The sequence below is a fragment of the Jatrophihabitans sp. GAS493 genome (genome assembly GCF_900230215.1).
Classification (GTDB): domain Bacteria; phylum Actinomycetota; class Actinomycetes; order Mycobacteriales; family Jatrophihabitantaceae; genus MT45.
Window position 1 is genome coordinate 4836339 of the sequence record NZ_LT907982.1, and the last position, 12556, is coordinate 4848894.

Annotated in this window: 13 protein-coding genes; 3 read left to right on the plus strand and 10 right to left on the minus strand. The window is 69.1% G+C overall.

What is annotated here, in order from left to right; genetic code table 11:
- Positions 1-40: 40 nt before the first annotated feature.
- The 4 genes from CPH63_RS21770 to CPH63_RS21785 form a co-directional block, all read right to left on the minus strand.
- Complete coding sequence (locus CPH63_RS21770) at positions 41-598, minus strand: ImmA/IrrE family metallo-endopeptidase (protein WP_157749730.1); 558 nt, start codon at positions 596-598, stop codon at positions 41-43.
- On the minus strand, positions 595-1026 hold the full coding sequence (locus CPH63_RS21775; protein ID WP_096304817.1) for a helix-turn-helix domain-containing protein: 432 nt from the start codon (positions 1024-1026) through the stop codon (positions 595-597). The genes CPH63_RS21770 and CPH63_RS21775 overlap by 4 nt, the downstream gene beginning before the upstream one ends.
- A gap of 233 nt (positions 1027-1259) precedes the next feature.
- Entirely contained in the window at positions 1260-3038 is a 1779-nt protein-coding gene (locus tag CPH63_RS21780) for a fibronectin type III domain-containing protein (protein WP_157749731.1), read from the minus strand.
- A 209-nt stretch (positions 3039-3247) separates the two neighbouring features.
- Positions 3248-4027, minus strand: a complete 780-nt coding sequence (locus CPH63_RS21785; RefSeq protein ID WP_096304819.1) for a uracil-DNA glycosylase — start codon at positions 4025-4027, stop codon at positions 3248-3250.
- Between the two features lie 184 nt (positions 4028-4211).
- Between CPH63_RS21785 and CPH63_RS21790 the strand changes: the two genes are divergently transcribed.
- Positions 4212-4580, plus strand: coding sequence for a DUF4235 domain-containing protein (locus CPH63_RS21790; protein WP_157749732.1), 369 nt, complete (start codon positions 4212-4214; stop codon positions 4578-4580).
- Positions 4581-4654: 74 nt separating this feature from the next.
- On the opposite strand, the gene CPH63_RS21795 is transcribed toward CPH63_RS21790, so the two are convergent.
- The 6 genes from CPH63_RS21795 to CPH63_RS21820 all read right to left on the minus strand — a co-directional run bounded on the left by CPH63_RS21795 (position 4655) and on the right by CPH63_RS21820 (position 9335).
- Positions 4655-5608: a Ppx/GppA phosphatase family protein gene (locus CPH63_RS21795; RefSeq protein WP_096304821.1), complete on the minus strand. Its 954-nt coding sequence runs from the start codon at positions 5606-5608 to the stop codon at positions 4655-4657.
- Complete coding sequence (locus tag CPH63_RS21800; protein ID WP_197704492.1) at positions 5605-6156, minus strand: DUF501 domain-containing protein; 552 nt, start codon at positions 6154-6156, stop codon at positions 5605-5607. Before CPH63_RS21800 ends, CPH63_RS21795 begins: the two co-directional genes overlap by 4 nt.
- Before the next feature lie 37 nt (positions 6157-6193).
- The gene (locus CPH63_RS21805; RefSeq protein ID WP_157749733.1) at positions 6194-6601 is read right to left on the minus strand and encodes a septum formation initiator family protein; all 408 of its coding nucleotides are present in this window, start codon (positions 6599-6601) and stop codon (positions 6194-6196) included.
- 33 nt (positions 6602-6634) lie between these two features.
- A complete protein-coding gene (gene eno / locus CPH63_RS21810; protein ID WP_096304824.1) occupies positions 6635-7921 on the minus strand; it encodes a phosphopyruvate hydratase in 1287 nt (428 codons plus the stop codon).
- A 79-nt stretch (positions 7922-8000) separates the two neighbouring features.
- The gene (locus tag CPH63_RS21815; protein WP_206745609.1) at positions 8001-8639 is read right to left on the minus strand and encodes a MazG family protein; all 639 of its coding nucleotides are present in this window, start codon (positions 8637-8639) and stop codon (positions 8001-8003) included.
- A gap of 36 nt (positions 8640-8675) precedes the next feature.
- Positions 8676-9335, minus strand: coding sequence for a hypothetical protein (locus tag CPH63_RS21820; protein ID WP_157749734.1), 660 nt, complete (start codon positions 9333-9335; stop codon positions 8676-8678).
- An 85-nt stretch (positions 9336-9420) separates the two neighbouring features.
- Here CPH63_RS21820 and CPH63_RS21825 point away from each other — a divergent pair, with 85 nt between their 5' ends.
- Positions 9421-10530 carry a heparin lyase I family protein gene (locus CPH63_RS21825; RefSeq protein WP_157749735.1) on the plus strand — a complete coding sequence of 370 codons (1110 nt, stop codon included), beginning with the start codon at positions 9421-9423 and terminating at the stop codon, positions 10528-10530.
- Positions 10527-12554, plus strand: a complete 2028-nt coding sequence (locus CPH63_RS21830; protein ID WP_096304828.1) for a glycosyltransferase — start codon at positions 10527-10529, stop codon at positions 12552-12554. Before CPH63_RS21825 ends, CPH63_RS21830 begins: the two co-directional genes overlap by 4 nt.
- The last annotated feature ends 2 nt before the right edge of the window (positions 12555-12556 follow it).

Below are 12556 nucleotides of genomic sequence, written 5' to 3' on the forward strand. Positions count from 1 at the left end.
AGGAGATGAATCGGCTGCTGCATCGAGCCTGCGCTGCGACTCATCGGGGCCGACCCTGCAACGCATGTAGCACGATGTTCGTCGCCGTGGCGCCGGCCGGCACCGGGCCCGACGCCGCCGGAACCTGATACGTGCACTGCGCGTCGGCGAGCAGCAGCGTCGCCAGCATCTCGGCTTCCCGCTCCTGCTCCTCCACGTATTCGTGGCGCGAGAGCGTCCAGCGAACGACGGCCGGATCAAGATCGGGGAGGAATTCGGCGGCGAAACCATCACCGGTCTCGGTGAGCATCGAGTGGTCGCAGAGCAGGTGGCCGATCTCATGCAGCAGGATGTGCAGCTGATGTAGTTCACTGGTCGATTCGTCCACGAAAACAACGTCTTCGTGTTCGGTGCAGAGCCAGAGGCCACAGGGTCCGCCGGTGAGGTCAGCCGGCTTGGGCAGGATTCGCAGTGACCGCCCGCGCCGCTGCTGGACGATGACACAGAGCGCGACCGGATCAAACGGCACACCCAGCCCGAGGTCCCGGATACGCTGCTCGCAGGAGCGTCGAAGGTCTCGCGAGACGGCCGGGTGGGACGTCGTCCGGCGAACCCTCATGATTTGCGGCGCTTCGTGGCAGTTTCGTGGTCTGGGTCGCCGAGGCCCTCCAGCTGCCTCGCCTGCTCGATCATCGACTGGATCGCGGCAAGGCTCCGATCGGAGAGGCCGACCGCCCGTAGCGCCACCTGCTGGACGCCGGCATCACGCAGGGCCGCGAGCAGGTTGAGCTGCTCCTCGATGCCGGCTGCCGCGTCGTCGTCGAAGAAGTACACCACCGGGACGCCGAAGAAGCGGGCCAGCGCCTCCAGGTGACTCTTGGTCGGGTTGTCCCGGATGCCCTTACGCAACTGCCACAGGTAGGTCGCGCTGATCGTCGGCCCTCCCGCCGCCTCGATCGCCTCGCTGACTTCCTTGTAGCTGAACGGGCCGCGCTGGGCTGGGTGGATAGCATCGAAGAGGTGTCCGATCCGGTCGGACAGCGCCATCTTGCCCCCTTCCGCCACGCGTCTATCGTCAAGGCATTCTGTTCACAGGCCGTTCAAGCCCAAGCCAGATGCTATCGCCCAGCGTCAGCCTGTGACAACGGTCCCTTGCATCATCTCCATCTCAGTTGACGACGAACTCCGCAAGTACAGGTGTCCGCCCGACCACCCCCGTGGCCGGGCGGACACCTGCCTTCATCCGGTCGGACCGAGCCCGACCGAGCTCTCGCCGGTTGCTAGGCCGGCGTGGTCACCGTGATCCAGGCCGCTGCCTGGTTCGGCACCGTGCGGTCGTAATTCCCAGTGATCTGCAGGTAATACTTCGTGTTCGGACGTAGTCCGACCGCACTCCAGTTCGTCTGATCGGCGGCCAGCCGGTAGGTCTTCCAGTAGGAGACATCGTCATTGGTTCCGTCGAAGATCGTCACCTGGTAGCTCTTCAGCGTCGCCGGCAGGGTCGGCCCGTTCGGAGCGGTCCAGCCGGCATCCACGATGTAGCTCTTGGCCCCGGTGGAGAGAGTCGTCACCCGAGCGGCGGCATGCACGCTGAGCGGCGCGCCCGTGACCACGGTCGGTGCGGTGACCCAGATGAGCTTCGCCGGGCCGGGGGTCAGTTCGTTGTAGGCCGAGACGAAGATGGGTACCTGCTGTCCACGGGGAAGGTGGCAGTATTCGTTCGTGCTGGAGTAGCTGCGCTGCGGAGTGTTGCCCAGCGCGTAGGAGACGGCTCCGGTGAACCGTCCCTGAACGCCTGTGGTGGCGGCGGTCGCGTCAATGTGCACGCAGCCGACGAGGGCACCAGTCGTTGCGTCCTGGTACGTGTACGGCTCGTAGGAGACTGCAGTGAGCGCATCCGGGGCCGGACTGGTCACGAACTGCCCGGTGAAGATGTTGTCGTACTCATACACGCTCGCGAGTGCGCCGACACCGTTGCTGTTCACCGCGGCGACGGTGGCGGTGTAGGTGGTGTTCGGGGTGAGTCCGGTGACCGTGGTGTTCAGCAAGGCTGGGGTTCGCACGACGATGTTCCCCGGCTGCAGCCGAACCTCGTACCCGGTAACCGCAGGCGTGCCGGCGGCGGCCGGCGGCGCGACCCAGTTGAGGTACGCCGTGGTGGACGAGGTCGAGACGATGGTGGCCGAGGCCGGCGCAAACGGCCGGCGGCTGGCCGGCGGCGCGACCGAGTTCAGCGAGACGTAGGACGGGCTCTCCGCACTCGGATAGTGGCTGAAGACCGAGGTCGTCCAGGCCCTGATGTCGGGAACGAGACCACAGGCTCCGGCGAACTGCGCCGTCGCCTGGCCGAAGGGACGCCCGGCGTAGACGATGACGTTGGCCAGGATCGGCGTCGAAGTGGCGCTCGGGTACCAGTAGGACGCACCGCCGCTGTCGCCGCCGATGGCCGACGCCACCTGCGTGGGATCGGCCACCGTGGTGTTGCCGGTGGTGGTCCAGACCGCCTTGATGTAGCCGGTGAATCCGCCTTCACCGGCCGACAGCGCGTAGCCGGGTAGCGCGCTCAGACTGTCTGAGTCGGGAAGGGCGTCAGATAGCAGGGACGGGTAGCCGCCGGCCGGCGCGGCGATCGGGGTGGCGAGGTGGGAGAAGGAGATGTCCGGCCCCCCAGTCGATTCGCAGGAGTAACCGCCGCCGGAGTTCGGTGCTCCCGGCGCCGCGAAGGTGGCATCCACCTTGGCTGAACCGAGCGCGTTCTTGAAAGTGGTGCCGACACCGGGCGCGTTGTGGTGAGCCGTCACGATCCACTGCGGCGCAATCTGAGACCCAGACGCGGCGTTGTTGCCTGGAATCCCAGCCAATTTCCAGGCATCTACGTTGCGCGTGGTACCCGGCAGCGGCGGTACGGCCGTGGTGACGGTGTTCACCGCACCCGCCCCCTCGACGGCGGCGGCCGGAGGTGCTGCGACCGGAACCAAGCCGGCGACGACTCCGGCTGTGCATCCGACAATCCCGATGAAGGCCGGTCTCAACCGGCGCCCGTTCGCGTTCGGTCTCATGTTCCTGCCTATGGTCCTTCTCATGGTCCTTCTCATGGTCATTGCTCCCCTTGTCAATGAATGTCAGGACGCTCGTGCGCCCCTTCCGCGACGCGACGGCTCTCGACCGAAGCGCGTCGACGTAAACTAACATGAATCTTGAATGATCCAAATATTGCCATGAGTTGATAGCATTGAGCGCGAAAGGGAGCAGTTCGCGGATGCCGACCTCAGCGGTTCGGGTGGGACGCGCGGCTGAAGATGTCGTCGAGCATCGCCTCGGTGAGGCGACCGGTGAAGGTGTTCTGTTGGCTGACGTGATAGCAGCCGATCACCTGCGGGCCTTCAGGCAGGGCAATCTGGACACCGTGACCGAAGGGTGGCACCCGCGGTGGCAGCTCGATGCCGGCGTGGCGCAGGGCCGGCCAGAGTGCCGACCAACCGAACCCGCCGAGGACCACGATGCTGCGCAGGTTCGACCAGATCAGTTGGATCTCGCGGGTCAGCCAGTCGCGGCAGACGTCGCGCTCGCCCGGTGTCGGCTTGTTGGCCGGGGGCACACAGCGCACCGCGGCGACGATTCGGGTATCGATCAACCGCAGCCCGTCGTCAGCACTCACCGACGTCGGCTGATTGGCCAGGCCGGCCCGGTAGAGCGCGGCGTAGAGCCAGTCACCTGATCGGTCACCGGTGAAGTTGCGGCCGGTGCGGTTGGCGCCGTGCGCGCCCGGGGCCAGACCCAGCACGAGTATCGAGGGATTCTCGACTCCGAACCCCGGAACCGGACGACCCCAGTAGGGCTGGTCGGCGTAGGCCCGGCGCTTCTGCTCGGCGACCTCCTCGCGCCACTGCACCAGCCGCGGGCAGGCCCGACAGACCGACACCCGGGCGTCGAGCTCCGCGATGTCGCCGACATCGGCCAACCGGCTCACCTCGTCGCGGTCGTGCGCGACGGGGGTGCCGGTGGTCGCCGGATCACCTGGCCAGCCGGAACCGGGACGGGCGGTCATCTGCTCAGCCTGACATGGACCGTAGAGTCGACGTTGAGCGGCTCGTGGGTCCAGCCTCCGGCATCACATCAGGGCACCACATCAGCCAGCTTGTGCACCATCGGCAACCGCAATCAGAAGACGGCAATCGGCCAGCGCCGACCGGACGTCGGCAAGCATCGGCAAGTGAAGGGACCGCGTCGCTGTGGCAGGCATCGTAGGAAAAGTCACCTGGAAGGCAATGACGGGCGTGATCGCCATCCCGGTCGGAATCGCCGTCAGCAAGAGCATCGCGCAGGTCTGGATCACCGCCCGCCCGGACAACCCGCCGCGCCGGCCAACCGACCCGAATGTCAGCTGGGGCGACGCCGCCGGTTGGGCTGCACTGTCGGCCGTGGGGGTCGCGGTCGGGCAGCTGATCACCACAAAGGGCGCGACGACGCTCTGGCGCGGTCTCACCGGCGATGAGCCCCCGCCGCTGCAGGAGAAGGTGCAGACCTCGGCCCGCCGCCAGGCGCGGGCCAATCGCCGCATCTCCACCCGGGCCGGGAAGGCGCTGGAGCAGAGCGCCTGAGCCACCCCAGCCGCGGTACCCGAGGCGCAGTAGCTCCAGCGAAATGGCCAACCGAAGCGGGCAACCGGAAGCGGCTACAGCGAAGCGGCTATCCCGTCGAGGATGTCGTGCTCACTGACGATGATCTGCGCGGCGCCGGCGGCGCCCATCACAGCGCCGAGGATCAGCGCGCCGGCGGTGATCACATCGACTCGTCCCGGGTGAATCACCGGTACCGCCGCCCGCTCGTCGTGAGTGGCCTCGCTCAGCCATCGGGTCAGCGTCGCGACCTGGTCGCGGGTCAGCGTCGAGCCGTGAATTGCCGCTGAATCGTAGGCGGGGAGGTGCAGGGCCATCGCGGCCAGGGTCGTCACCGTGCCGGCTACCCCGACCAGGGTCGCCTCAGCCGCGAGGTCGACCGATTGGCCGGCCACCTCCAGCGCAGCCGCCACATCAGACGCTGCAGCGGAGAGCTGTCCGGGCGTCGGCGGATCATCACGCAGGTGCCGCTCGGTCAGGCGCACCGCACCGACGTCCATGCTGAACGCCGCCAGTGCACCGGATCCGGTGTTGCCCGGATCAAGGCCACGGACGAGCTCGGTGGAGCCGCCACCGATGTCGGTGACCAGCACTGCTCCGACCAGCGAATCGAGGCCGTCGACGGCGCCGTTGAAGGAGAGCTGCGCCTCCTCCACCCCGGTGACCACCTCCGGTTCGATACCCAGCGTCGACTGCACCATCGCGACGAAATCCGCCCGATTTCCCGCATCCCGAGTCGCGCTGGTTGCGACCATGCGCACCGTATCGACCTCGTGGTAGTTGATCACCCTGCGGTACTCCTCCAGCGCGAGACGGGTGCGCTCGATCGCCGCCGGGTCCAGCCGTCCGGTTCGGTCGACACCCTGCCCGAGACGGACGATCCGCATCTCGCGGGCCAGCTGACGGGTGGCCGTTCCGAGTTCGGAGTCGGTGAAGACGGAGTTGACGAGGAGGCGGACGGAGTTGGTGCCGCAGTCGATCGCCGCGACCCGGCGCTCTTCGAAGCTCACTCTGAACTGGTCGACGGCTCGTCGGCGGCAGTCTCCGGCTCGGCCACCGGTACGCACGGCCCGGCGGCCCACCACTGCGGCAGCAGCGCCAACGCCTCGTCGCCAAGGAGGTTTACTCCGGGGCCGGCGGCCAGTGCGTGCCCGACCAGCACGTGCAGGCACTTCACCCGGCGCGGCATGCCGCCGGCCGAGGTGCCGGCGATCTCGGTTACCTCGGCGATCCCGTCGAGACGGGCCACCTCGTCGCGTCGGGCCAGATAGGAGTCGTGCGCCGCCTGATAGTTGGCCGCGAGCTCCGCATCCTCCCCGAGTCGCTCGGACATCTCCCGCATCAGCCCGGAGGACTCCAGGGTGCCGATCGCGCCCGCGGCGCGCGGGCAGGTCAGGTAGTACAGAGTCGGGAAGGGTGTGCCGTCGGGCAGTCGGGGCGAGGTCTCGATGACGTCCGGATTGCCACACGGGCAGCGGTGGGCGACGGCTCGGATAGCCCGCGGCGCCCGCCCCAACTCCGCCGCAACCGCGGCCCGGTCCGCGTCGCTGACGGTCACGACGAACCGCTCACGAACCGTGCCTTCAGCAGCTTGCTCATGGGGTCGAGCCGTCGGCCGCCTGCACGCTGCCCCAGAGCCGCTGGTTCCAGGTTGCGCCCGGAGCCTTCTGCGCAGCGGCCGGCGCGGTCACCACGTCGATCGAGGACTGCTGACCGGGCGCGGTGACGACATAGACGGTGTCGCCCGGCATCGCGAACTGCAGCCGGGTCCGAGCCAGCTTCTCGATGTAGTTCGGGTCGTTGAGGTTGGCCGCATCCTCACGGAGGGCGGCCAGCTGCTCCTCACTGGCTGCTCGTTGCTGGGCCGCCTGCGACACCGCGGACCGGGCCGAGAGGTAGCGATGCACCGGGGACGCCAGGATGATCGCCAGAAAGACCACCACCGCCCCGAGGGCCACGGCACGCCCGGTGAGACCACGCTGGGCTAGTCGAGAAGCCGCCACTGGTTGAGTTCCCCTGTCCGATTTCCCGATCCGTCAGCTCTCGCTCTGGTTGAACCGCGGGAACGCCGCCGCGCCCGCGTACCGAGCGGCGTCGTCGAGCTCTTCTTCGATGCGTAGCAGCTGGTTGTACTTGGCGACGCGCTCGCTGCGCGCCGGAGCGCCGGTCTTGATCTGACCGCAGTTGGTGGCGACGGCGAGGTCGGCGATGGTGGTGTCCTCGGTCTCGCCGGAGCGGTGGCTCATCATGCAGCGGTAGCCGTGCCGGTGGGCCAGGTCGACCGCGTCGAAGGTCTCGGTGAGCGATCCGATCTGGTTCACCTTCACCAGCAGCGCATTGGCCGCGCCGTCGGCGATGCCCCGGGCCAGCCGCTGCGGGTTCGTGACGAAGAGGTCGTCTCCTACGAGCTGGACCACGTCGTCGAGAGTCTCGGTCAGCTGCACCCAGGACGGCCAGTCGTCCTCCGACAGCGGGTCCTCGATCGAGACGATCGGGTAGTCGGAGACCAGACCCTCGTAGAAGGCGATCATCTCCTCGGCCGACTTGGCGCCGCCCTCGAACTGGTAGGCACCGTCGCGGTAGAACTCGGTCGCGGCGACGTCGAGAGCCAGCGCGATATCGCGGCCGACGACCAGGCCGGTCTTGGTGATGGCTTCACTGATCAGGTCGAGCGCGGCTCGACTGTCCTGCAGGTTGGGCGCGAAGCCACCCTCGTCGCCGAGGCCGGTCGACAATCCCTTTGCTTTCAATACTGATTTGAGTGAGTGGTAGACCTCAGCCCCCCAGCGCAGCGCCTCGGCGAAGATGGGGGCACCGATCGGGGCGATCATGAACTCCTGGACGTCGACGTTGGAGTCGGCGTGCGCGCCACCGTTGACGATGTTCATCATAGGGACGGGCAGCAGGTAGGCGTTCGGGCCGCCGAGGTAACGGAAGAGCGGCAGCTTCGCCGACTCAGCCGCGGCCTTGGCGACGGCCAGCGAGACGCCGAGGATGGCGTTGGCGCCGAGGTTGCTCTTGTCCGGGGTGCCGTCCAGCTCGATGAGGGCGGCGTCGATGAGGCGCTGCTCGCTGGCTTCGAAGCCGAGCAGCTCGTCGGCGATCGTCTCCAGGACGGCGTCGACGGCCTTGCGGACACCCTTGCCGCCGTAACGCTCGCCCCCGTCGCGCAGCTCAACCGCCTCGAACGCGCCGGTGGAGGCGCCACTGGGCACGGCCGCGCGGCTCAGCGTGCCGTCGTCCAGGGCCACCTCGACCTCGACGGTCGGATTGCCACGGGAATCGAGGATCTCGCGCGCGCCTACGGCTTCAATCGTTGCCACCGGGGTGTCCTTTCACATCAACCAGCATTCGTCGGGGTTGAGCCTATCGGTTAACGGCTCCACAATCGGCCAGCGGTCACTACTCGTCGGTCGCGCCGCCACCTTCGGCGGCGAGGATCGCGCGACGGTAGCCGCGCGTCGTCTCGCGCAGCGCCGACTCGGGATCCACTCCCGCCGCGACCGCCTCGGCGACGATGTCGAAGAGGCGCTGGCCGATCTCGTCGGCCGGTGAGCCGGAGGTAGCGGTGAAATCGAGCACCAGCTCACTGCGCCCGACCCGGGAGATCAGCTTCCCGGCCAGCGACAGCGCCGGCTGCGCCAGCGGCACCCCATCGGTCACCGATTCCCTTTGTTTCTCGACCGATTTGAGACGTTCCCAGTTCGCATTGACCTCGTCGGCGTCGTTGGCCACCGCATCGGCGAAGACGTGTGGGTGGCGGCGGATCATCTTCGCGGCGAGGTCGTCGGCCACCTCGTCGATGCTGAATCGCTGGTCGGGTTGCGCCTCCTCGGCGAGGCGGGCGTGCAGTAGCACCTGCAGCAGCAGGTCACCGAGCTCCTCGCGGAGCAGGACGTAGTCGCCGTCCTCGATCGCCTCGACCGTCTCGTAACTCTCTTCGAGCAGGTATTTGGCCAGCGATTGGTGGGTCTGCGCGCGGTCCCACGGGCAGCCGCCCGGCGAACGCAGCCGGTCGACGACCGCGATGACCTCATCCATCGAGCGGCTCATCGCACTCGCCGGTTCCGAGGGACGCTAGCTCGCGGCCTGCGGGGCCGGCGTCGGCGTGGGCGCCGGGCGGATGAAGTCGGGCTGGATGTAGCCGACGACCGTGTGCGTCGCCTCCGACCAACTGCCGTAGCGACCACTCACCGCGACCGGAATCTTCAGCTTGTTCAGCGCTGCGTCCAGTTCGGCCTGGGTGGTGATCTTCTGTCGAGTCACGAAGGCCACTTCGGTGGAGAGCGTCGAGAGGTACACCGGCTCGAAGGAGGCGTCGTATCCCGCGGCGACAACCTTCGCGGTGACGTCGGCCTCGCTCTCGCCACCGAGGGCCTGCTCCTTCGCCGCGGCCAGTTCGGCCGTGGTGGCCGGGCCACCGTTGGCCTGCAGGGCGGCGTCGTAGAGCCGCTGTCCGACCAGGGTGTTCAACACCAGGACGCGGCGGTCAGTGAAGGAGGGAGGAGCGGCGGACCCGGCTGCGGCCGGAGCTGGGCTCGCCGAACCGGTGTACTGATTGACGTCGGCGGACTCGATGCGATCTCCGCTCACCGTCGCCGCCGCGCCGGCCTTGGTCTGGCAGGCGGTCAGCGCGGAGAGGGCGAGCAGCACGCCGCCGAGGGCTATCGCCGCGCGCCGGAGCCGTCGAACCGGTGGGGTGGCCTCTGCAGTGGCAGCTGAAGCACGAATCGTCACCCGCCTAGGTTCTCATATGCGCTTAAGACGGCTGCGCTCACCGGCAGAATCCGACAGATCGCCCCGCGGTCGATAGACTCTGCCGGTGCGTCGGCTGCTCTGGCTTGTGCCGGTTGCGGCCGTGCCCCTCATCGGCGCGCTCGTCGTTGCCCTCCAGCCGGCGGCGCTCGATGTGGGCGGGCCGACTCACCCCACAGCACTATTCTCGGGATCCGCCCCCGCGTCGCCGGCCGCCCGGTCAGCGGGAGCGCAGGGCACCGGGAACCCCGACGACAGCCTCGGCGCGCCCCCCTCGCTGTCGGTCTCGCTGCCTCCCGCGCCCAACCCCAGTACGGCGCCAGCGACCGCCGGTCCGACTGGCCCCGATCCTGCTGGTTCCGATCCTGCTGGTTCCGATCCTGCTGGTTCCAATTCGGGTGGCTCCGATCCGGGTCGTTCGGGTCCGCGGCCGACCAAGGGTTCCCCGGCGACGAGCCCGGCACCGACCGTGCCCGGGGTGGTACTGCAGAGCTTCGACGTCGGCGCCTGCAGCAGTACCGCATGGCGCTCCCGCTTCGCCGTCGACTACATCGCCGGCAACGGGACCAGCCTCAGCGCAGTGCACGGATCCGGGATCGACGGTCTCGGCTGCGCGGCCCGCATCCAGCTCAATCCGGGCGACGAGCGGCTGGAGTTCCGCGGCGAGCCCGGCCAACTCGACGGCCGGACCCGCTACTACGGTGTCGCGCTGCGGCTGGATCCGTCCTTTCCAATGGATACGAACACGGTGCTCTTCCAGTTCGTCAACACCAACGGTGCGGGTGCCTTCGCTCCCCCGCTGCAGATGACCCTGCAACAGGGAAACCTGCAGTTCTGGAGCTACTCGACGCCGACGGGGCAGATCGATGACAGCAAGCAGACGGTGCAGTACCGGCGGCTCTGGCATACCCCGGCCGCCACCGGGGTGTGGCTGCGTTTCGTCGTCGGGGTCGTCTGGAGCAGCAGCCCGGGGCGGGGCCAGGTCAGCCTGGACTACCAGGGCGCTGCGGTGCTGGCTCCCACGCACGTCTCGACGCTCTACTCCTACGGCAATGGTGGCCCGGAGCCCGTCTACTGGAAGTTCGGCGTCTACGGCGGCGGTACCGCGCCCGGACCGCGCATCGTCGACTTCGCCTGGTTCCGGGTCGGCACCTCGGCGGCGGCGGTCGCCCCATGAGCCAGCCGCCTCCGGCCACCGGCCGGCCGACTGTGGTGATCGTCAGCTTCCGCCGCGCCGACCTCCTGCGGCGCTGCCTGACCGGAGTGCGCGCCCATCTGCCCGACCACCGGGTCATCCTCTGGGACAACCGCTCGGAGGAGAGCGCCGCCATCGCCGAGCTGAGTGCGGAGTTCGCGCAGGTCCAGTGGCATTTCAGCCCGCAGAACGTGGGCTTCGCGGCGGCCGTGAACGGTGCGGCGAAGCTCTGCGACCCCGACGACCTGCTGCTGTTGAATCCGGACGCGGAACTACTCAGCCCGCTGCCGGAACTGCACCGGGCGGCCAATCGGGCCGGCACCGCGGCCGCGGCGCCCCTCGTCGTGTCGGCTGAGCCCCGGATCCAGACGGGTGAACCACCGAGCCACACGGGTGAGCCGCCGTGGCGCGGGCGGGCCGACTTCGATGTCGCCCACCGCCGACCCGGTCTGATCCGCGCCGTGGTGAGCCATGCCGGTTATGCCGAGCGGCTGCGGGCGACCCCGTTCTCCGACCTCTATCCGAAGCGACCGAGCAGCGTCACCGGTTACCTCACCGGCGCCTGCCTGCTCATCACTCGGGCGGCCTGGAACGAGCTCGGTCCCTTCGACGAGGAGTTCTTCCTCTACGGCGAGGAGGCGGAGTGGCAGCGCCGGGCCACCGCCGCCGGTTGGCGCCTGGAACTGGTCACGGAGGAGGGCATCCGGCACGCCGGCCACGGCACGGTGAGCGACAGCCCCACCGCCGCCCGCCGCTCCCGCGACCTGCTGACCAGCAACATCGCGCTGCAGTTCGAGAAGGCCGGACAGCCCCGCCGCGGGCAGGCCTACCTCGTAGCCGCGGCGGCGCTGGACCGGCTGCAGCGGTCGAAACGCGGGCTCGCCGCCGGCTCGTCCACCGCCGGTTCGTCCGCCAACCGCCCGGGTGTGCTCATCACGACCAACACCCTCGGCTTCGGCGGGGCCGAACGCCAGCGGGTCCTGTTGGCCAATGAACTCGCCGCCCGCGGGCACCCGGTGACCCTGCTCTGTCTGCAGCGGCTCGGCCCGCTGGCCCGGGAGGTCGCACCGACGGTCCGGCTTCTGCGGCGGCCGTGGTGGGCGCCGTGGCTGCCGATCGGGGCCGGGCGGGGGGACCGCGCGGCGGCCGTCCGGGTCGTCATCAGCGGCACGACCAACACCGAGGTCGGCTTCGCCGCGCTCTGGTCCCTCGCCGGACGCCGGCGCCGCTGGCTCGTCGCCGCCCACAACCCGCCCCGGCCGGAGAGTGGAACCTACTCGACGCCGCTGGCCCGGGTCATCCGGTCGAGCAGCGGGGTGATCGCGCTCTCCGAGCGGCACTGGAGCGAGCTCACCGCGCGCCAACGGCTCAACCGTCGACACTTCGTGGCGCCCAACGGCGTAGACCGGCCAGCGCCGAAGCAGCTCGGTCGCGGCGCAACCCCGCCCGACGGTCCCGTGCAGCTGCGCTTCATCGGGCGCATGGTCGCCGAGAAGCGGGCCGATCTGCTGATCGGCGCGCTCGACGAACTGCGGGAGCTCCCGTGGCAGCTGACGATCTACGGCGACGGGCCGGACCTGGCTCAGCTTCGGGGGCGGACTCCGCCCGACCTGATCGACTCCGGTCGGGTGGTGTGGGGCGGCTGGAGCGCCGGCGCCGACGAGGGGCTGGCCGGGGCCGACCTGCTCTGCGTGCCGAGCGGGGCCGAGGCGTTTCCGATCGTGATCCTCGAGGCGATGGTGCGCGGTGTCGCCGTGGTGGCCTCGGCGGTCTGTTCGGTGCCGGAGATCCTCGACGACGGGCGGGCCGGGCGGCTGGTCGAGCCGGGGAGCGTGGACGCGTGGAGGGAGGCGTTGCGCGAGCTGCTGAGCGACCGGCAGCAGCTCGCCTCGCTGGCCGGCGCCGCCGAGCAGCGAGCCAGCAGGCTCTACTCGGTCGTCACGATGGCCGACAATTACCAGAGAATCATTGCCCAGGTGACTGAGGTGACCGGGGTGACCGGGTGAAG

Coding starts and splice junctions, on each gene's coding strand:
- CPH63_RS21770 (WP_157749730.1), bottom strand. CDS start 598: ATGAGGGTTCGCCGGACGACGTCCCACCCGGCCGTCTCGCGAGACCTT.
- CPH63_RS21775 (WP_096304817.1), bottom strand. CDS start 1,026: ATGGCGCTGTCCGACCGGATCGGACACCTCTTCGATGCTATCCACCCA.
- CPH63_RS21780 (WP_157749731.1), bottom strand. CDS start 3,038: ATGAGACCGAACGCGAACGGGCGCCGGTTGAGACCGGCCTTCATCGGG.
- CPH63_RS21785 (WP_096304819.1), bottom strand. CDS start 4,027: ATGACCGCCCGTCCCGGTTCCGGCTGGCCAGGTGATCCGGCGACCACC.
- CPH63_RS21815 (WP_206745609.1), bottom strand. CDS start 8,639: ATGGATGAGGTCATCGCGGTCGTCGACCGGCTGCGTTCGCCGGGCGGC.
- CPH63_RS21830 (WP_096304828.1), top strand. CDS start 10,527: ATGAGCCAGCCGCCTCCGGCCACCGGCCGGCCGACTGTGGTGATCGTC.